Below are 20,895 nucleotides of genomic sequence, written 5' to 3' on the forward strand. Positions count from 1 at the left end.
GTGCCGCCGAGAGCCTTCGCGTTCATACGCACGCGGCGCGGGCGGAGTTCAGGCGAGGCCCAACTTGGGTCGCAGCCACTGGGCAATCCGGCTCAACGCTTGATCCGCTTCGGGTGCCCGTCCCGCGTTGAAGTGAAATACATGCTGTTGCTCATCGGCCACGTCGAGCACGACCTCGCCGCTCGCCTTCTCGATCAATTCGGCCAGCCGACGTGAGTCGTCCAGCAGCGTCTCATAGCCTCCGACCGATACGTACACCGGAGGGAAGTCGGTGTAGTCGTTGAGCAGTGGGTTCGCGCGCGGGTCCGTTGCGTCTGCGGGTTCGGAGAGGAACATCTCCCGCATCATTTCCAGAACCGCCCTCTTGGCCAATACGTCGACCGCGTCGTTCGATTCGACCGTCAACCCCTTGATCTCCATATCGAGCCAAGGCGAAAGCGTGACGACGGCAGCAGGAGTGGGTAGTTCCAGGCTCGCGAGTTCGAACGCTGTCGAGATCGCGAGATTGGCGCCCGCCGAGTCGCCGACTGTCGCCGTGTACTCCGCCTTGTAACCCTGCGTGCGGAGCCACTTGTGGACGGCCATGCAGTCTTCGAGTTGGGCCGGGTGCTTGTGCTCCGGCGCGAGCCGGTAGTCCACGATCAGGGCGTGAACTCCCGCCAGTTTGGCGAGGTGTGCTGCGAGCTTGCGGTGTGAAAACCGTGAACCTGTCACGAACCCGCCACCGTGGGTGAAGACGATCACGCGGTCCTCGGCGGCCCCCGAAGGCTTGGCCCATGTTGCCGGCACACCGTTGGCTGTCACTTCCTCATAGGTGACGTCGATGGGTTCGATGGTCGGAAGATGCCACTCTTCGAACATATCTCGCTGACTGGCGAGGTCCATTCCTTCGGACCGGGTGAGCCACGAAGCGTACAGGTCGTTGAGGAACAGGGATTCTTTGCTCACGGACATGTGTTGCTCACTTTCATCACTACTCGAGGGAGGAAAATTGACTGCTCAGGAAAGCGTGAAGCCCTTGTATCCCGCACACACGGTCTCGTCCCACTTGGCCAGGTAGAGGGGAAGACCACCGGGGTAGTTCAGCAACTGCCGCGGCTTACCCGGGACGTTGGCACCCATGTACCAGGAGTCGGCTTTGTCATAGAGCGCCTCGGCCGTCAGCTCGGCCACGTGATCGGACCAGGCAGCATCCGCGTCCGCCTCGGACTCGATACGGTTCAACCCGTTGTCCCGCATGTAGTCGATGGTGTTGACGATGAGGTCACCTTGGATCTCGGCGCAGCTGGGCCCGTTGCAGAAGCCCGACGGACTCAGTGGTCCGTAGAGGAACAGCAGGTTGGGGAATCCTGCCGTTGCGACCCCGAGGTTTGCCCGCACACCATTCGACCACTTGTCCCGGAGCAATGTACCGTCGGTGCCGCGAATGTCGATGGCGGTCAGGCCACCGGTGACGGCGTCGAAGCCCGTTGCATAGACGATGATGTCGAACTCGTGCTCTTCCGATGTGGTCTTCAGCCCGGTGGGCGTGATCGTCTCGATCGGGTCCTCGTGCAGATCGACCAGACGCACGTTGTCCTGGTTGAAGATGTCGTAGTACGTCTGCTCCAGCGAGGGGCGCTTCACGCCGAAGGGGTACGCCTTCTTCATCGGCGCCAGCTTCTCGGCGATGACCGGGTCCTTGATCCGGGCACGCGTCCGGTCACGCCAGAACTCGTAGGCTGTGTCGTTTGCGTTATCGTCGACGAAGACGTCGTGGTACGTTCCGAGCCAGAACTCGAAACCACACTCCCACAGTCGCTCATAAGTGGTGGTTCGCTCCTCGTCGCTCACCGCGAGGGCTGACTTGGGGATGAAGTCGAAGTCGAAGCCGGAGAATGACGCCGCACGACGACGGAATCTGTCCGCCAGATCGGACTTGATCTTCGTGTTGTCCTCGTCGGTGAGCTGGCGCTGTCGCATCGGGAGCGCCTGAACGGGGGTGCGCTGGAAGATGGTCAGCTGTGCGGCTTCCTGCGACGCCTCCTGAGCGACCTGCACACCGCTGGCCCCGGTACCGATGATGGCGATTCGCTTTCCTGCGAAATCGATTCCGCCTTCCGGCCACAGACCGGTGTGGTGGTCGATCCCTGCGAAGCTGTCCATTCCCGGGAGCTTCGGGAAGATCGGCTTTGCCGCGAATCCGGTGCACAAAACGAAGTACTTGCAGACGAAAATGCTTCCGCTCTCCGCGGTCACGGTCCAGGTGTTCGCCGCATCGTCGAACTCCGCGGAAGCAACCCGGGTGTTGTAGTAGATGTCCTTGCTCAGATCGAGCTTCGCGTCGACGTACTTGAAGTAGCGGCGCAGTTCATCACCTCCGGGGTAGAGCTCGGAGAACGCGAAGTCATCCCACAGGTCGGGGCGCGTGAACTGGTAGATGGGACCTTCGCTGTCCACTCGGGCACCCGGATAGCGGTTCCAGTGCCAGATTCCGCCCAGGTCCTCACCCGCCTCGACTACTTTCACCGAGTACCCTCGACTCCGCAGATGTTCGAGCTGGTACAGCCCGGCGAATCCGGCTCCTACAACGAGAACGTCGAGTACTTCGGGCACAGCTGGTGCGGCAGTGCTCATGTTGGTCTCCTCTTGATGCCAAGGGTTACTTGGGGGGTTTGTCTTGATTACGCGAAGGCCGTCCGGCGTGGCTTCTAGGTCCAGCGGACATACGCAGTCTTGGTGGTTGTGAAGAAAGTACGTGCGGCCTTGCCCTGTTCTCTGCTCATGCTGCTCGAGCCTTTGAGCCCGCCGAACGGCACATGTGGCTCGACACTGCTCGTCTCGCGATTGACGTGCACCAACCCCGATTGTGTGTGCCGGATGAAGGTCATCGCGGTCGCGATGTCTCTGGTGAACACTCCAGAGGACAGGCCGTACTCCGTGTCGTTCGCGGCCTTCAGCGCACCGTCGAATCCGTCGACTTCCTGCACGGTCACGACTGGTCCGAAGATCTCTTCCCGGACGAGCCTGCTCTTCTCCGACACTCCGGTCAGGATGGTGGGTGCGATATAGCAAGTGCTGGAATCGAACTCCCTGCCGGTAAGGAACTCGGCGTTCTCGTCGCGGGCGAGTTGCAGGTATCCGGCCACCGTGTCACGTTGCTCCACCGAGGCTAGTGGGCCGATGTCGGTGGCGTCGTCGTACGGATCACCGACGACGAGCGCGTCAGCGTGCTTCACCAGCAGTTCTCGCAGCCTGGAAGCGACGGTGCGGTCGACGTAGACCCGGCTCGTCGCTGTGCAGCGCTGTCCGGTGTGAAGCATCGCGCTCTTCACGATCTGTAGCGCTGCATCCTCGACATCGGCGTCGGCCAGCACAATGGATGGGTTCTTGCCGCCCAGCTCGAGCTGGACCTTGACGTTGCGATCGGCGACGGCCTGTCGGAGTCGCGACCCGACCGCACCCGAACCCGTGAAGGTCAAGGCTGCGAGTCGCGCGTTCCCGGTGAGTGCCGCCGAAAGTTTTCTACCGCTGCCTGTCACCAGATTGAGGACCCCCGCGGGCAACCCGGCTTCTGCGAGGATCCGCGTCAGGAACACCGCGGATCCGCAGGCCGGTTCGGCGGGCTTCCACACAACTGCGTTCCCGAAACCTATTGCCGCCGCGATCTTCCATGCCGGAAGCGCGAAGGGGAAGTTCCACGGTGTGATTGCACAGACGACGCCGAGCGGCTGCTCTACCGTCATCAGCATCGTGTGCGAATCAGCACTGGGGTACGTCTCTCCACTGGGCTGCAGGATCTCACCGGCGTAGTAGCGGAGAATGGCGACACTTCGCAGGACCTCGGCGCGTGCGTCGCGGATCGCCTTCCCCATGTCCGCGGTGATCGTCTGCGCAGCTTCGTGAACGCGGCTTTCCAAAAGGTCAGCGGCAGAACGAAGGAAGTCCGACCGCTGAATCGCTGTCGTCTCGGACCACGCTGGTTGAGCACCGGCGGCGGCCGCATACCCAGCCTCGACATCGCCGGCTGTCGCCGAAGCGTAGATTCCCGTCACACGGCGGAGATCGGAGGGATCTACACGCTTGAAAGTGTCGGTGGCGGTGCTCCATCGACCTGCGATGTACAACGTGCTCCCGTCAGTGATCGACGACGTCAACGTTGGGTGGTCCAAGTTCATGGACATCTTTGTTCCCCGATCTGTGTAGGCGCCGAAATGGTGGGAAGTTCACCGCTCGGCGCCGAGATGAACTGTCTAATCCCCGGTCCGCGCAACGCGGCAGGTGTGCCGGTACGAAAATCTTCTCGGCTGTTCTGTGGTCCGTACTTCCACCGCGGGCGGGCCGATGTCGGACTTTCCGCGCTCAGTGCAGGAGAGCGACCGCAGGCGAAGCAGCTGGAACAGATCACTCTCCTGTCCCAAAAACGTGCAATCAGCACTCTTTGAAGCCTCCCAGGCATCAGACTCGCTGCTGCCTGGCGCCTTCGGCCGACACCCGGACTGGCGTCGTCCGTCCAGCGCCTCGGCCTCGTCGACACCCGCTCTCCGTTCGCAAATCTACTGCGGCGCAAAGAGTTATCGAATCGATGCGAGGGCGATAGCTAGTGGGCCGTCCAACGCCCCGGCCACCTGACAACCCGATTCAGCAATGACTGCCCCAAGTGACCTGGAACACCTTGCAGGGCAAGCATGACACCCAAACTCAGAAAACACAATAGGAGATAAATTTACGTATATAAGCAATCTGCGCTTGCGTCGAGGGGGAAGGTGCGACAAACCTGGCGGGATCGAGGAGGTAGCGGCACAGATGGTCGATCTCGCCGCCCGATCCTGGAGTCGATAGCAAGCGGGCACCGAATATCCCTGTCCAACACTAGGACTAACTCAAGCAATCGCTGAGTCGTCATTTGTTGAGCGAGAAGGGTACGGGGTTGGCAGCTGTGACTGTGGCTGGTACTACAGCACAAGTCCGAGAGCGTTGGTAGAATCACATCTTTCGCGCCGCACAGATGCGCTGCGAACAAGGCTGTGACAGTGAGAATCCCCTTCGTGGGGAAAGACGGAACTTTACTGGCTTGAACTCACTGTTCAAGGTTTTCCACCGATCCGGAACTGGGTGCTCGACATCGTCGGCCTGTACTGGCATCCACCGACAACGCAATCGTGCTGTGCGTGTACGAAGAAGTCGCAGATTCGGGCCCTGGGCCGGACCGCGCCAATGCTGTCGATGCGGATCGGCTCGCCCGAGCAGCGCACCCAAGACTACGCCCGACACGGCACCTCCACCCTGGGGGGTACCTCGCTGGACGTAGCCGTTGGGGGGTCGCCGCCCTGGACATCGCCACCGGCAGGGTCACCGGGCTGCGCAAACCGCGACATCGCCGTCAGGAGTTCCTTCTCTTCCTCAAACACCTCGCCCGCGCCTGCCCGGAGCGGGAGCTGTATCGGGTGAGGGACAACTACGCCACCCACAAGAAGGCCGAAATCTGGTGTGGCTGGCCGAAAATCTTCATATCAGGTGCATTTCGCGCCCACCTCGGCATCATGAATGAACCTGGTGGAGATGTGGTCGGAATAATCGAACGGCAGGCCATCCACCTCGGACCTGCGGCTCCGTCAAGGAGCTGACCACCAAGTCCGCGCCTTCATCAACGGTTGGAACACCCGCCGCGCGCCGTTCGTCCGGACCAAGACCGCCGAGCAAGTACTGACCAAGGCAAACCCTGAAAGTACTTCAACCACGATCCACCAGGGACTGGGCGTGCCGCATTGTCGTTAGTTTAGACGCCGACGAGAGGGCCTATGACTGGATTCCATTGGTAAATATGCTGCTCTACGACCACACCCTGCTTGACGTAAGGATCCTCCGCAAGCAGAGAACGCAAGGAGTCTTCGCTGACCGCTTGGAATACAAGTAGGGCTCCGGCGCCGTCGGCCCAGGCGCCGGCCTCCTGCAGCACGCCTCGGGCAGCGGCATCCTTGACGAAGGTCAGGTGTTCGGCATGCGCAGCCTCTTTGATCGAGGCATCGGTGGTATACGACCAGATAACAGCAAACAAGGCCATCGTTACTCCTCAAGCGGGGAATGGGACACCAAACGGCTCCGAATATTCACATTGGAGTCCGCACCTGAGAACGCTAGAAGAACGTATGAGGTGACTCGTGTCCTATTTCGCAACACTGGTTGCTCCATGAAGATGGTGTACGAAACGGAATCGGATGTCAGTCTTCGCTCCGGCCCAGGGGAACTCTCAGCAGGAGTGCAGTACCTGGCTCATCGCGTCCTTCTCCGCTTGGGTCACCCACAGGCGGTAGAGGGCTTTCACGTCGATCTGCCGTGAGACGTAGGTGCACCGGTAACTTTTGTTCGGCGGCAACCAGGATGCGGCGTCGGAATCGGACTTCTGCGAATTGGTGGGCCCGTCGACCGCCTGCAGGTTCCGCGGGTCGTTGGCCAGGTCGCGGCGTTGCTCCGGACTGAGTTGCTGGGCACCCTTCTGCCATCCGTCGGATAGTGCGACGACGTGATCGATTTGCACCGCGGTGGAGGTGTCCTGGCCGCGGACGAAGGCGATGGTCGTGTTGGTGTAGGTGTCGTGCAGGGTGCCGGTCGCCACGACACAGTCTCGGGTACTGGATTTGTAGGTCAATTCCACCAGGTCGCGTCGGAGGATGTCGTTGCGGGTATCGCAGCCGTTGTGGCCGCCCTCGACCCCGTTGTCGTCGGACCACGACGGGCCGAACTGCTCCCGGGTGTAGCCGGTCTTCGGGGCGCGGCCCTTGACCGGGAGCGTCTCGAGATTCGTCAACGCCGGTGCCGGGTCGAAGCCCGGGGCGGGGACCGCCGGTGCACCTCCGAGCGAGCCGGTCCCCGGATCGGCATCAGCGATGGCCGAGCACCCGGTCAGGCCGAGCACGGTGACAGCACCGAGAGCGAGAAGTGCGGTCCGGGGGCAATGGCGCATGTGTCGATCTCCTGTTACCTGTGTGACTGATGTGCACACAAGTATTGCGTGCGACTCCGACACCCGTCGTCACACCCACCTTCATCGGATCGACAGCAGCGCATAGGCAGGGAGACGTTCGACGTGGAGCCAGTCGCGCTGGGTGGCCAGCCACGCGGTCATCGCCGCGGGATCGATGGGCCATGAGCCCGTCCCAGATCAGGATGAGCTTCTCACCGGCGAAGTGGTTGCGCAGCTCGGTGAGGAACTCGATGAGCTTGTCGGTGTTGTAAGCACCGTCGGTGATGGAGAACACGAACGCGCTGCCACTGCGGTCGGGTCGATAGGCCAGGACTCCGGCCATGGACATGCGTTTGAAAGGAGAAGCGGTGATGCAGAACCGGTGTCACGCCTTTCGGCGCCCAGGTTGCGCGGACCACCGGGAGCACCGATACGCCGCTTTCGTCCTGGAAGCAGATCCATGCACCTCGGCGTCGCGCTATTTTTTTATCCGCGGCCACTCATCTCTCGCGCCAGGCGACGATGGCGTCCTCGTCGCGTTCGACCGCGCGCCGTGCGGGACGTTGCCGGCTCCAGCCCAGCCTGGTCCGCAGGATCGTCCATGTCTGGGTGGGCCCGTAGGTCACGCCGGTGAGCCGCTCGATCACGATCGCAACCCGACCCAGCGTCCACACCCCGGTCGCGAAGTCGTGAGCCTGGGGTCCTTTGAGCAGCTCCTCTCGGATCACCTCGATCTGGGCGTTGTCGAGACGCGGCCGGCGTCCCGCACGACCTGCACCTTCCAACGCTTCGCTCCCCCCTTCGGTCCACTGCCGAAACCATCGGGACGCAGCCTGCTGGGACACCTCCAACTCGACCGCGACATCGATCTGCCGCCGTCCCGCAGCGAACATCTCCGCCGCCCGCATCCGCCGGTCACGCAGCACCTCGGGGTCACGGGAACCGCCGTGCTGCTTGACTTTCCGGGCGTCGGGCACCTCGCCGGAACCGGTCTTCGTCTCTGCCATTCGTCAATGATCTAGCAGCGCAGTGCGAATCACGTTCAACGGCACGCCATAATACCGAACCACCTTTAATAAGTTGGTTATTCGCATGTACTGCGAATAACACCTCCGGCGGTAAGGCTCCAATTTGAACAAGCACTCGCGCTACAAGGCCCGCGCAGGTGGAGTGGTCCGCCCCCACCGGGGCCGCAAATCCCACACCGGATTGCGGAAGGGCTGGCGATGATGCCAGCGGCGTCGTTTCGCAGTCCTCAGCTGCGGGCGGTGTCTGTCCTGAGATCGCCCGAGGTGTCGCGGATCTCTTCGAGCCTGGCGCGCTGTGCTGGATTTGGTGTTCAGGACGCAGGGCGTGCCGAATGGTCGCGCGCAGGTCCCGACGGACACCTTCCTCTTCTCGAAGTGCGCTAGGAAGGCACGCCGGGTCCCGCATGTCGTCGGCTACATCCCGAACCGGCCTGCCGACAAACTAGTGGAATTGGATCGCTTCCACGACATCGCCGAACTGTTCTTCGACATCGCCGAAGGTGAAGAACAGGACTGGATTTCCGAGCCCTGGACAACCTCCCTCGCCTCCGATGCGCATTACCTACTCGACGTGGACAAGGGCGGTCCTCTATCGTCGACTCGTGGTCGAGTCCGTCCGCGACGGCCGGCAGCTCGACTATCGTGTGGTCGCCTTCGGGGACAATCCCCAGAATCTTCCGGAGCGGACCGGTTCGGCATCGGTCCTACATCCGGCAGAGGCCGCGGCGATCCTCGTCGACCCGCCGCTCCCAACGCACTGTCGGGACGACGCCGCGTGAGCCACGGAGATGCACCGTGACCCACGCGCCCACACTTCGGTCAGTTCGTCTCGAAGGCGGCGTAGCCGTTGGTCTTGATCTCGTCCCACCGCGCGAAGTACTGGGGAACACCGCCCGAGTAGTTGAGCATCTGCGCAGGCTTACCGGGCACATTCGCGCCCCAGTACCACGAGCGGGCTTTCGTGAACATCGAGTTGACGAACAGTTCGTCGACGTGTGCACGCCACTGCTTCTCCGATTCTTCGGTGTTCTCGAATCGTGTGATGCCGTTGTCGCGCAGGTGCTGGAGGAACTCGACGACGATCTCACCTTGGTACTCGGCGGAGGTCGGGCCGTTGCAGAAGCCGGATGGACTCTGGGGGCCGTAGAGGAACATCATGTTCGGGAACCCGCGGGTGGACAGGCCCATGCAGGTGTCGACGCCGGACCTCCACTTGTCCTGGATACTCAATCCGTCGACGCCGGTGATGTCGATGGCCATGATGCCGCCGCTGTTGTTGTCGAAGCCCGTGGCCAGTACGAGCAAATCGCATTCGATGACGCCGTCGTCGGTCTCGATCCCGTGGGGCAGCACCCGGCGGATCGGGGTGAGGTTGGAGTCGATGACCTCGACGTTGCTCTGGTTGATGACGTCGAAGTAGTCCTGCTCGAGGGAGGGGCGCTTGACGCCGTAGGGGTGCGGCGGTGTCTCGGGCGCCACGATCGCGGCCTTCTTCGGATCGGTGACCCGCTCGAGGACCTTGTTGCGCCAGAAGTCGTAGAACGTGCGGTTGGCGTCCTCGTCGACGAGGATGTCCTGGAAGTTTCCGAGCCACATCTCGAAACCACCCTCCGCCCACATCTTCTCGTAGATCGCGTCGCGTTCCTCCCTGCTCAGGTCGGCGGCGTTCTGCGGCAGAAAGTCGAAGTCGAATCCGGCAAAGGCCTTGTAACGTGCCTCGAACCGCTCGGGCAGTCCCTTCCGGAACTGTTCGTTGTCGTCGTGCGTGAGTGCGCGTTGTTGCATAGGAATCGCCAGGTTCGGGGTGCGTTGGAACACCGTGACGTGTTCGGCGACGTGACCGGCTTCCTGGACGACCTGCACGCCACTGGACCCGGTGCCCATGACGACGACCTTGCGGCCCGTCATGTCGACGCCCTCCTGCGGCCAGCGAGCGGTGTGGTAGCAGTCGCCGGCGAACGAGTCGAGCCCCTCGAGGTTCGGATACAGCGGCTTGGCACCGAATCCGGTCGCGACGATCACCTGACGCGCCTTCTGCACCTTGCCGTCCGCGGACCGCGCGGTCCACTGCCGGGTCTCCTCGTCCCATGTGCAGGACTCGGCGAAGGTGTCGAACACGACGTCGCGGGTGAGATCCAGTTGTGAGTCGACATATTCGAAGTAATTTCGGACTCCGTCGTGCCCTGGATACAGTTCAGCGAAGTCGTATTTCTTCCACAGGTCTTTGTGCGAGAACTGGTAGATCTGCCCGGTGCTGTCGGTGCGTGCGCCGGGATAGCAGTTCCACCACCAGATTCCGCCGAGTCCGCCAGCGGCGTCCCAGACCTTGGCGGTGAAGCCGAGGTCGCGAATCCGGTCCAGCGCATACAGGCCGGAGAAGCCTCCACCGATGATCAGGACGTCGAGCACGTCGTTGTTCGAGTGTTTTCCGGTGCGGGTGGCCGTGTCGGCCTGGGATGCCGTCATGTCGTTCCTCCTCGAGATTTCCCGGGACGTGTATTCCCGCCCGGACACGTAAGACGTTAGAAGCGATCGTGTGATGTGAAGTGTCCGAAATCGAATCACCGACACACGCCAGGTTGCATCCACATATTCAGTGCCAGAACGTTATCCGGGTTCAGAATCCGAGATCGCGGCCGATCAGTTCTTTCATGATCTCGTTCGAACCGGCCCAGATCCTCGAGACGCGCGCATCCCGCCACGCCCGCGCCACCCGGTACTCGTTCATGTAGCCGTAGCCACCGTGCAGCTGCACGCAGTGGTCGATCACCCGGTTCTGCACGTCGGCGGTCCACCACTTCGCCTTCGCCGCATCGACGGAGGTGAGCTCACCGGCCACGTGCGCCGCGACGCACCGATCGACATACGCCTGCGTGACCTCGATCTGCGTCACCAGGTCAGCGATCAGGAACTTGTTGTGCTGGAAGGTTCCAATCGATTGGCCGAACGCCTTTCTCTCCCGGCAGTAGTCGACGGTCTCGACGAGGATCTGCGCAGCATGTGCGAGGTTGGAGACGGCACATCCCAATCGTTCCTGGGGTAGGAACGACATCATGTGAATGAACCCGCGATCGAGCTCACCGATCACGTGGGCGTCGGTGACCCGCACGTTGTCGAGGAACAATTCTGCGGTGTCCGCTTCGTCCTGGCCGACCTTGTCGAGTTTACGGCCACGCTCGAATCCGGGCAGGGACGTCTCGACGCCGAAGAGAGTGATGCCCTTGGCCTTCCTCTCCGGCGAGGTCCGCGCCGCGATCACCACCAGATCCGCCGAATACCCATTGGTGATGAACGTCTTCGCACCCGAGAGCAACCAGCCGTCGCCGTCGCGAACTGCAGTGGTCTTGAGCGCAGCCAGGTCCGAACCTCCGCCGGGCTCGGTCATGCCGATTGCAGTGAGCACCTCACCCGAGCACACTCCCGGCAGCCACCGAGCCTTCTGCTCGTCGGTGGTCAGCTGCACCAGATATGGCGCCACGACGTCACAGTGGATACTGACACTCGACGCCAGAGCTGCGTTGACCTTGGCCAACTCCTCGATGAGCACCGCGTTGAAGCGGTAGTCGCCCGCGGCGCCACCTGTGTACTCGGCCGGGACTTCGAGACCGAGCAGATCGTGTTTGCCGGCCTCGAGCCAGAAGTCCCGGGGCAGCGCTTTATCGGCCCGGACGTCCTCGGCGCGCGGTTCGAAATACCGCACCAGGAACTGACGGACGGAGTCCCGGTAGGCCTCGTGGTCGTCGCCGTAGACCGTGCGTTTCATCGTTGATCATCCCTTCGGGTCGGTCCGACGTCACCGCCTGATGGGGTGGCGCGAGGAGCCGGGTAACCGAGGGTCGCCCGTCCTGCGCCCATCGTGTCCGCTCCGAACCGGACGGGGATGTCCCGATATGCGACAGGGGCTTTCGGGAGGTCAGGATCCGAAACGTTCGTTCTCCAGGCCGAGCGCGCGGATCTTGCGGTACAGCGTCGACCGGGCGACCCCGAGCCGATCCGCGGCGAGGGACTTGTTGCCGTCGGCTTCGTCGAGGGCACGCACGATCGTTTCCCGCTCGCTGCGTTCGAGGGAGGTGAGCTGTCGACCCGACCCGAGTGCGCGATAGTCGTCAGGGAGGTGCTCGAGTCTGATGTCGAACCCCATCGACCTCGAGACAGCCGTCGACAGCACCGCATCGAGCTCGCGGACGTTGCCCGGCCAGTGGTGGGCGATCAGCGCTCGATGCGCGGCCGGCTGCAGTTGCGGCGTGGGACGCTCTGGGAGCTGGGCGGTGAGGAGCTCCCGCGCGAGGTCGTCGAGGTCCTCGATCCGCTGCCGCAATGGCAGCACGGACACGCTCCGGCGCACGTGGGTGTGGAGCTGGTGGCCACCGGCCGGTGCGGTCGCGGTCGCAGTCGCGACCAGCGGCGCGGCCATCTCGGCGGCGGCGTCCAACAGCCGGCGCGTGGGAGCGACCGCGTCGCCCGGTACCTCGTCCACGTGCTCGACGATCCACGGGGCATTGTTCGACAGGCGTGCGCGCAGGTCCGCGACAGCGGTCGGAGTCAACGTGGAACCGTCGATCACGAGGACCTCGCCACCGTGCCCCCACCGCTGCTGGATGTGCCGGGCGACATGCGACTTGCCGACCCCGGACTCGCCGGTCACCAGGACCGGACCCACCGTGCCCGCGATCTCGTCGATGCGGCTTTGCAGCCGGTACGTGGCCAGACTACGGCCGACGATCCGCCCCACGGGCTCGACGGAAGGACCCCGATGCGACGCGGGAGCTACGGCCGTCCGAGGTCGGGAGCGCGCGGAGGAAGCCATCGGACGCAGTTCGAGGATCGCACTGAGCGAATCTCCCGATTCGCTGACCCGACGGGCATGAACCCGCACGTCGATGCCGTCAGCGAAGCGCAGTGGGCCCTCCCATTCCTGCCTGGTGCCCAGGTGGCTGCTGATCCAGTCCCAGATCATCATCTGGTCGGTCGAGTCCATCAGCCGCGACGCCGTCGGCGTCGCGATCACCGTGTCGCGGCTCATCGCCACCACCGCGGCGTTGCCGCGGCGCTTGCTGCGCATGTATTCGCGCAGCAGAACCTGCTCGCTTCTCGCGGACTGAGCGAAGAGCCGCTCTTCGACGTCCCGGACAGCGGAGAGGATCAGCGGGGCCATCAGGTCGCTGACCTGGTCGATGTTGCACGTGATGTCGAGGATGCCCGTCACCGTGCGTGAGACCGGGTCGACGATCGGCGAGCCGACGCACGCCAGCGACTGCAGGGACTCGAGCATGTGCTCGCCGCCGCGCACCCGGAAGGCTTTGCGTTCCTCGAGCGCGGTGCCGATGCCGTTGGTACCCGCGTACTGTTCGGAGAACATGAAACCCGGCGCGACCTGGGCGCGGTCGAGACGCCCGAGCAGGGACCTCACCCCCGTGCGCCGGTCGACGATGATGGCGTCCTGATCGGCCAACAGAATCGTCACCGGCACATCCGCGAGCTGCTCGGCCAACCGATCCACCACGGGGCGGGCAGCACGGACGAGCTTCGAGTCGGTGCGAGTGTCGTCGACGAACCGCAACCGCGAGCCATCCGCCGCCGCCCCGATCGCACGGCACCGGCGCCACGACTGCTCGATCTCCGGCCGCAACCCCAATGGAGCACCCTCGTGCGCGTCGATGTCACGATCATCCACCCGCGCGCGGATCCAGTCGCTCACCACACATCACCACCTCGGAACATCTCGCAGCCAGTACACCCATTATGTAACCGAGGTCACATCGGCTGTGAGTGTCCCAGAACGCTACACCGCGACGCCCGCGCGCCACCGCTGCCGCATCCGCGTCTTGTCGAGCTTGCCCACCGACGTCTTGGGGACCTCGTCCACCCGCACGAACGTGTCCGGAAGCCAGAATTTCGGCAGGGTCGCCGCCAGATGCGCCCGCAGTCCGTCGTCGGAGACGTCGTCGGTCAGCCGGACCCACGCGACGGGGCGTTCCTGCCACGTCTCGTGCGGCACCGCGATGACAGCGGCCTCGAGCACGGCCGGGTGCAGCAGCAGCGTGTTCTCCAACTCGACGGAGGAGATCCACTCCCCGCCGCTCTTGATGAGGTCCTTGACCCGATCGCGGATCTCGACCTGACCGTCGGGGTGGATCACCGCGACGTCGCCGGTCCGCAACCAACCGTCGTCGAACGCGTCGCCGGTACGGTCGTCGTCGAGGTACGTGCCGGTCACCCACGGTGAGCGAGCTTCGAGCTCACCGGTGGTGAACCCGTTCCACGGTAGACTTCGCCCCTCCTCGTCGACGATGCGCACCTGGAACAGCGGCAGGGGCTGCCCCTGGCTCGCCGGGACGTGACTGAAGGTCCCCATCGGCGAGGTCTCGGTCATACCCCACCCGTTGACGGTCGAGACTCCGTGCGCGGCCCACCAGTTCACCAGCCCCGACGGCGGTACCTGACCGCCCAGCCACAGGGTGTGCACGCTCCCGAGGTCGTAGCGGGCGGGATCGGCGTCGAACCGCTCGCGCATGAGCGCGGCAACGGCCGGTGCGCCGACGACCACGTCCGGGGTCTGCTCCGTCGTGATCCGCAGCAGCTCGGCCGGCGAGGGGTGCGGCCCGGGAAGGACGAGGCGGGCGCCCTGCAGGACCCCCGCGTGTGGAACACCCCAGCTGTGGACGTGGGACATCTGCGTGGCCAGCAGATACGAGCGTGACCCGTCGATCGCGACACCACCGGACGCACTGATCGCCAGGGCATGCAGCACGGTGCTGCGGTGGCTGTACACCACCCCCTTGGGCAACCCGGTGGTACCGGAGGTGAAGCAGATCGACGCCGCGGTGGTCTCGTCGAACTCCGGAAACTCCTTGATCGGTACGGCATCGTGCAGGAGCCGATCGAACGACCACCACGTCACCGTCGCAGACACTGCGCGATCGAGGCCGTCGAGAGTGCCGAAGACGACCACGTGCCGGATGCGCGGCAGGCGCGGGAGGACTTCGGTGAGCACGGGCAGCAGGTCGGCGTCGATCAGAACCACCTCGTCCTCGGCCTTGTCCATCGTGTAGGCGATGTGGTCGGGCGACACCCGGTGGTTGACGGTGTGCAGGATCGCCCCGGACGCCGGAACGGCATAGTAGGCAACGAGGTGTTCGAAGGTGTTCCACGCCAGCGTGGCAACTCTCGTTCCGAACCGGATTCCCAGGTCGTCGAAGGCACCGGCGAACCGGCGGCTGGCCGCGCCGAGATCGCGGTAGGTGAACTCCCGGTCGCCGCGGCCGGCGTCGCATGAAACCCCGACCCGGTCGGCGAAGACGTTCTCGGCGTGCCACAGCAACGAGCTGATCAGCAGTGGACGATCCATCATCGTGGTGAGCATGGCGGTATTCCTCCGGATCCGGTGGGTGAGCGTGCGACCAGCGTCCATGCCGAACCGGCTCGCAGACCGTCCGAATTCGCGACAGCACCCCGATCCACACGCCGCTCTGCAACGCACTGTTGCGTTGTGGGACACCCGCACCACAGCGCACGTCGCGACACTGGGCTCACACCACCCGTACGGGTCGATCGACCTTCTGCGGAGGGCACGAGAACCCAGGAAAGAGGTACCGACATGTCCGATCGTCAGCTCACCGAGATCGCGGCGGGCTTCACCTACACCGAGGGACCCCGCTGGCATGAGGGCCGGCTGTGGTTCGTGGACTTCTACACCCACTCGGTCAACGTCGTGGATGCCGACGGGTCCGTCGAACAGGTCTGCACTGTCGAGCACCAGCCCTCCGGTCTCGGCTGGCTTCCCGACGGACGCATGCTCGTCGTCTCGATGAAGGACCGCAAGATCCTCCGCAGAGAACCCGACGGCTCGCTCGTCGAGCACGCCGACATCTCCGAGCACTGCCGCGGATACGCCAACGACATGGTGGTCGCCGCGAACGGGCAGGCATACGTCGGCGAATTCGGGTTCGACCTCATGGGCGGCGCCGACCACGAGCACGGCGTCGTCGTCCTCGTCGACACCGACGGCGCCTCCCGCGTGGTCGCCGACGGGCTGTCCTTCCCGAACGGCATGTGCATCTCCCCGGACGGAAAGACCCTGTACGTCAACGAACTGTTCGGCAACCGAGTCTCCCAATTCGGCATTGCGAGCGACGGAACACTGGGCGCCCGAGGGGATTTCGCCTCGTTCGGGGACCTCGGTGACGAACCGAACGTGGAGAAGCGGCTCGCGGCATGCACGATCGCCCCCGACGGTCAGGCCCTCGACGCCGAAGGCGCGGTGTGGATCGCCGACTGCGTCAACCAACGTGCCGTCCGATTGGGTGAGGGCGGGGCCGTCCTCGACGAGGTGAGCACCGCACCGCTCGGCGTGTTCGCGGTCGCCCTCGGCGGAGACGACGGGCGCACCCTGTTCCTGTCGGTCGCACCGGATTTCGACGAGGCGAAGCGCAGCGCCGCACGGGAGGCCAAGGTTCTCTCGACGACGGTCGACGTTCCTCATGCCGGGAGGCCGTGACGATGCTGAATACACGTTTCACCGAGATTTTCGGTGTCGAGCATCCGGTGGTGTGCGGCGGCATGACCGGCGTGGGCACCGCGGAGCTGATCTCCGCCGTCGCCGAGGCCGGCGGGCTGGGCTTTCTCACCGCGCTCACTCAGCCCACCCCCGACGCGCTCGCAGCCGAGATCGCCCGATGTCGGGAGAGGACCGACAAACCGTTCGGCGTCAACCTCACCATTCTCCCGACGGTCACTCCCGTCCCGTACGACGAATACCGTGCCGCGATCATCGACAGCGGCATCACCATCGTGGAGACCGCCGGCAGCAATCCCCGCGAGCATGTCTCCGCGTTCAAGGCCGCGGGGATCAAGGTCATCCACAAGGCCGTAGCCGTCCGACACGCCGTGAAAGCGCAGTCGATCGGCGTCGACGCGGTGAGCATCGACGGGTTCGAGTGCGCCGGCCACCCCGGCAACGAGGACATCCCCGGCCTCATCCTCATCCCCGCCGCGGCCCGCGTACTCGACATCCCGATCATCGCCAGCGGCGGATTCGCCACCGGAGACGGGCTGGCAGCAGCACTCGCCCTCGGGGCATCCGCGATCAACATGGGCACCCGATTCGTCGCGAGCGACGAAGCCCCGGTGCATCCGAACGTCAAGGCCCAGATCGTCGCCAACGACGAACGCCAGACCATCCTGGTGTTCCGGGAGTTCCGCAACACCGCTCGTGTGGCCCGGAACGCGATCTCCGAGGAGATCGCAGCCCTCTCGGCCCGGCCAGGCGCAGAATTCGCCGATGTCGCACACCTCGCATCCGGGGCACGCGGCCGCACCGAGGTACTGCAGAAGGGCGACATGGACGCCGGAATGTGGTGGGCGGGCCAGTCCCAGGGCCTCATCGACGCCGTCCTGCCCTGCAAGACCATCATCTCGGACATCGTGAGCGATGCGGAAACCGCCATCCGCAAGATCGCCGCCGACCTCACCTGACATGCAGGCAGGAGCAGCCATGAAATACACGACCATCCGCCACGAGATCGAGGACGGTATCCTCACCGTCGTCCTCGATCGTCCCGACAATCTCAACGCGTTCACCGTCGAGATGGCCGACGAACTCGAGCACACCTTCGTGTCGGTGAACGACGACGATGCGGTTCGGGCCGTGATCGTCACCGGTGAGGGACGCGCGTTCTGCGCCGGCATGGACCTGTCGAGCGAAGGAAACGTGTTCGGCCTCGACGAATCGAAGACGCCGTCCCTCGCCGACATGCACGATCTCGACGATCCGGGGCTGCGCCGGATCCGCGATACCGGTGGCCGTGTCACCCTTGCGATCCACGCCTGCCGGAAACCGGTGATCGCCGCGATCAACGGCGCGGCCGTCGGGATCGGCGCGACCATGACGTTGGCGATGGACGCGCGTCTGTTGTCGAACAGGGCGCGGTTCGGGCTGGTGTTCGGCAAGCTCGGGATCGTGCCGGAAGCGTGCTCGACCTGGTTCCTGCCCCGGCTCATCGGCCTGCCCGCAGCACTGGATCTGGTGTACCGGGCAGAGATCCTCGATGCCGACTCCGCCCACGACGCCGGGCTGGCACAGGCCATCCACGAGCCCGATACATTGCTCGGTGAAGCACGGGCCCTGGCGGACGCATGGACACGCGACCGGTCCCCGGTATCGGTCGCACTCATGCGCCAGATGCTCCTGCGCAATTCCGCAGCGCCGCACCCTGTAGAAGCTCATCGCGTCGATTCCCTGGCCATGTTCTACACCAGCATCGCCGACGGAGCCGACGGCGTGCGCGCCTTCCTCGACAAGCGCCCACCCAGCTTCCGCGGAAAGGCATCCGAGATGCCGCCGTTCTACCGGGAGTGGGTCGATACCCCAGTCCCATGAACACCCCACACTGGCCAGCCGGACGGTGTGGATGATGCGGTCGTAACGTTATGGATGCACGCGGGCATCGCAACATCGGATGTCCTCTGTTGCCACGGCGAAGGCACTGTCACGTTAATAGAAGAGTAAAGCGGCGCAGTTGGTTTGGAGCAGGATGTTACGGGGACACCGCCGGGCCGTTCACTCTCAGGCGGCGGAGTCGATCGCGGTGACTTCCTGCCAGACCGCGAAGCGGTCGGTCATCTCGGCACGCCATTCGGTCGCCGAGAGTCTGTGCCTACGGGGTCGGAAATGCGGTGAAATGCCCGAGAAAGCGGACAGGAATCGTTGCGCGTGCCCGGGCGATGTGAAGCGCTTCATCGCATGTTCCCGCTGCCTTGTAGGTTGATGCGAGTTTCGGATCGATTGTTCAAATGCTTCGACCGGCGATGCTCCACCGAGGCCAGCATCTCGCGGTGCGCCGCCTGGTAGCTGGCGAGCTTGTCGGTGATGATCACCCGCGGCACGTATCGAAGGCCCTTGAGCAACTTGCGGAAGAACCGCTTGGCCGCCTGTCCGAACTTGGCGCACCACCGCCGGATCGTCTCGTAGCTGACCACGACACCGCGTTCGAGCATCATCTCCTCGACTCACGAAAGCTGAGCGGGAACCGCAAGTACAACCACACGCAGTGGTTGATGATCTCGACCGGGTAGCGGTGGCCTTTGTACGACGGCATTGGGGTGGTCACGCCACATTCTCCCAGCTCCCAGTTTGCCGCGTTCAGTAAGGTGACGACATCGACACGGTCTTTCGCAGCACGGACGCCGTCTACGCCATGAGCAAGAATGGGTGGAAATCGAGTAGCCGATTACCCTATCCGACCCTGCAGCACCCGACAGACAATAAGTTGCCCCGGCACCGTCGTCGCCGGGCCGCGAAGAAAGGCCGGCCAGTGCCCGCATCCCAACCATCGGCTGCCACCGAGGAGGACGGCGCGGTCGAAAGCTGCGACGTCTGCATCGTCGGAGCCGGTATCACCGGACTCAACGCCCTCTTCGTCGCCAGCCGATACCTGGAACGCGATCAGAAGGTCATCCTGGTCGACCGTCGGCAACGAGTAGGGGGCATGTGGGTCGACACCTATCCCTACGTGCGACTGCACCAACCCCACGGACTGTTCACCGCCGGGAACATCAAGTGGACGCTCGGGCAGGATCGGTCCTACCTGGCGACAAAGGATGAGGTTCTCGGTCACTTCGACCACTGCCTCGACATCATCAAACAGCGGGTGCGGGTCGAGGAGCGCTTCGGCTGGGCGCTCGAATCCGACGACGAATCCGACGCGATGGTGCGGATCACCTGCAAGTCTTCCGACGGCCGGCGTCTGGTCGTGCACGCGAAACAACTGATCAAGGCTTACGGCCTACGCATCGTGGCAAACGACCCGCTGGAGATCTCGAGCACGCGTGTCCGATCGGTGTCCCCCGACCTCTGCGACATGCGCGGCGACGACATGCGAGCCAGCGACGCCCCCGTGTGGATCATCGGCGGCGGTAAGACCGCCATGGACACCGCGCACACGCTCGTCACCGAATACCCCGGCCGTGAAGTTAATCTGGTGGCGGGTTCCGGCACGTACTTCAACTCCCGCGATCGTCTTTTCCCCGCCGGAGCCCGGCGATGGTGGGGCGGAACGCCCGTGAGCGGTCTCGCGCAGGAAGCGACCCGGCGTTTCGACGGGACCAACGAGACCGACGTCGGGGACTGGTTCCGCGCCGGCTACGGCACGTGGTTGACCCCCACCACCGGCAACTACCTGTTCGGCAACCTGTCCGAAGCGGAGAACACGACGATCGCTGCCGGCCTGAACGACATAATCATGGATCACCTCGTCGATGTCGTCGACCGCGACGGCGTAACCGATTTGGTACTCCGCAGCGGGTCCACCAAGGCCGTCCGACCGGGCAGCTGGATCGTCAACTGCACGGGATACGTCCTGCACAACGACCACCCCTACGAACCCTATGCCTCGGACAAGGGTGCCGTGCTCTCCATCCAACCCCGGTCCGCCACAATGCACCTGACATCGCTTACGGGCTACTTCCTTCCGCACCTGCTGTTCCTGGACAAGATCAGGAACGTCCCGTTGTACGAGCTCGATCTCCAGGAACTGCGGAAGAAATCGAAAACGGTTCTTCCATACGCGATGTTGTCACTCGTCGAGCACAACCTCAGCCTCATCGCCGACAGCGTCCCGACCAAGGTATTCCTCGATTGCGGACTCGACCTGGATCGTTGGTATCCCCTGCCACGCCGCATGGTCAGCACTGCACGGTTCATGCTCACCCACCGCCGCGAACGCGAACACCACCGCCACACCCTCGACACCTTGCGCGAACGCTTCAATATACGGTGTGGTCCGCTGACAAAAGCAGGCTGCTAGCCTCTGCTCGCTTCGTTCTCACAGCAGTAAGGGCTTGTGATAAATTAATCTAGCTCGGTTCGGGCGTGTCGTCCGGTGCGGGGTGGAGTGTGTAGTTCCACTCGCCGTGGAACTCGTGGCG

Annotated in this window: 15 protein-coding genes and 1 pseudogene; 5 read left to right on the forward strand and 11 right to left on the reverse strand. The window is 63.9% G+C overall.

The features are described from left to right. Positions 1-48 precede the first annotated feature (48 nt). The 6 genes from ACFWAY_RS26880 to ACFWAY_RS26905 all read right to left on the reverse strand — a co-directional run bounded on the left by ACFWAY_RS26880 (position 49) and on the right by ACFWAY_RS26905 (position 7,950). On the reverse strand, positions 49-954 hold the full coding sequence (locus ACFWAY_RS26880; protein WP_378512815.1) for an alpha/beta hydrolase: 906 nt from the start codon (positions 952-954) through the stop codon (positions 49-51). A 45-nt stretch (positions 955-999) separates the two neighbouring features. Further along, positions 1,000-2,616, reverse strand: coding sequence for a flavin-containing monooxygenase (locus tag ACFWAY_RS26885; RefSeq protein WP_378512816.1), 1,617 nt, complete (start codon positions 2,614-2,616; stop codon positions 1,000-1,002). A gap of 74 nt (positions 2,617-2,690) precedes the next feature. Then, a complete protein-coding gene (locus ACFWAY_RS26890) occupies positions 2,691-4,163 on the reverse strand; it encodes an aldehyde dehydrogenase family protein (protein ID WP_378512817.1) in 1,473 nt (490 codons plus the stop codon). Positions 4,164-5,758: 1,595 nt separating this feature from the next. Continuing rightward, complete coding sequence (locus ACFWAY_RS26895) at positions 5,759-6,043, reverse strand: YciI family protein (protein ID WP_269614710.1); 285 nt, start codon at positions 6,041-6,043, stop codon at positions 5,759-5,761. Positions 6,044-6,229: 186 nt separating this feature from the next. Further along, a complete protein-coding gene (locus ACFWAY_RS26900) occupies positions 6,230-6,943 on the reverse strand; it encodes an HNH endonuclease family protein (protein WP_378512818.1) in 714 nt (237 codons plus the stop codon). 500 nt (positions 6,944-7,443) lie between these two features. After that, positions 7,444-7,950 carry a winged helix-turn-helix domain-containing protein gene (locus tag ACFWAY_RS26905; RefSeq protein WP_378512819.1) on the reverse strand — a complete coding sequence of 169 codons (507 nt, stop codon included), beginning with the start codon at positions 7,948-7,950 and terminating at the stop codon, positions 7,444-7,446. Positions 7,951-8,573: 623 nt separating this feature from the next. Between ACFWAY_RS26905 and ACFWAY_RS26910 the strand changes: the two genes are divergently transcribed. Next, a complete protein-coding gene (locus ACFWAY_RS26910; RefSeq protein WP_378512820.1) occupies positions 8,574-8,750 on the forward strand; it encodes a hypothetical protein in 177 nt (58 codons plus the stop codon). A 40-nt stretch (positions 8,751-8,790) separates the two neighbouring features. Here the strand turns inward: ACFWAY_RS26910 and ACFWAY_RS26915 are convergent, their stop codons facing one another. From ACFWAY_RS26915 to ACFWAY_RS26930, 4 genes are all read right to left on the reverse strand, one after another. Next, positions 8,791-10,437, reverse strand: coding sequence for a flavin-containing monooxygenase (locus ACFWAY_RS26915; RefSeq protein ID WP_378512821.1), 1,647 nt, complete (start codon positions 10,435-10,437; stop codon positions 8,791-8,793). Between the two features lie 151 nt (positions 10,438-10,588). Next, positions 10,589-11,734 (reverse strand): acyl-CoA dehydrogenase family protein, encoded by a 1,146-nt coding sequence (locus ACFWAY_RS26920; RefSeq protein WP_378512822.1) that lies wholly within the window; start codon positions 11,732-11,734, stop codon positions 10,589-10,591. Positions 11,735-11,884: 150 nt separating this feature from the next. Next, positions 11,885-13,669 (reverse strand): sigma-54-dependent Fis family transcriptional regulator, encoded by a 1,785-nt coding sequence (locus ACFWAY_RS26925; protein ID WP_378512823.1) that lies wholly within the window; start codon positions 13,667-13,669, stop codon positions 11,885-11,887. 84 nt (positions 13,670-13,753) lie between these two features. Then, entirely contained in the window at positions 13,754-15,334 is a 1,581-nt protein-coding gene (locus ACFWAY_RS26930) for a long-chain fatty acid--CoA ligase (RefSeq protein ID WP_378512824.1), read from the reverse strand. 234 nt (positions 15,335-15,568) lie between these two features. Here ACFWAY_RS26930 and ACFWAY_RS26935 point away from each other — a divergent pair, with 234 nt between their 5' ends. From ACFWAY_RS26935 to ACFWAY_RS26945, 3 genes are read left to right on the forward strand one after another with little or no spacing between them, the layout of a single operon-like run. Then, positions 15,569-16,468, forward strand: a complete 900-nt coding sequence (locus ACFWAY_RS26935; RefSeq protein WP_276142461.1) for an SMP-30/gluconolactonase/LRE family protein — start codon at positions 15,569-15,571, stop codon at positions 16,466-16,468. A gap of 2 nt (positions 16,469-16,470) precedes the next feature. Beyond that, positions 16,471-17,445: an NAD(P)H-dependent flavin oxidoreductase gene (locus ACFWAY_RS26940; protein ID WP_378512825.1), complete on the forward strand. Its 975-nt coding sequence runs from the start codon at positions 16,471-16,473 to the stop codon at positions 17,443-17,445. Between the two features lie 19 nt (positions 17,446-17,464). Next, on the forward strand, positions 17,465-18,349 hold the full coding sequence (locus ACFWAY_RS26945) for a crotonase/enoyl-CoA hydratase family protein (protein ID WP_378512826.1): 885 nt from the start codon (positions 17,465-17,467) through the stop codon (positions 18,347-18,349). 186 nt (positions 18,350-18,535) lie between these two features. Here ACFWAY_RS26945 and ACFWAY_RS26950 read toward each other — a convergent pair. Continuing rightward, positions 18,536-19,067, reverse strand: a pseudogene (locus tag ACFWAY_RS26950) (transposase). A gap of 216 nt (positions 19,068-19,283) precedes the next feature. On the opposite strand from ACFWAY_RS26950, the gene ACFWAY_RS26955 reads away from it, so the two are divergent. Then, the gene (locus ACFWAY_RS26955; RefSeq protein WP_378512827.1) at positions 19,284-20,774 is read left to right on the forward strand and encodes an NAD(P)-binding protein; all 1,491 of its coding nucleotides are present in this window, start codon (positions 19,284-19,286) and stop codon (positions 20,772-20,774) included. Positions 20,775-20,895 lie beyond the last annotated feature (121 nt).

Origin of the sequence: Rhodococcus sp. NPDC059968, from assembly GCF_042738615.1 — a bacterium.
Classification (GTDB): domain Bacteria; phylum Actinomycetota; class Actinomycetes; order Mycobacteriales; family Mycobacteriaceae; genus Rhodococcus_F.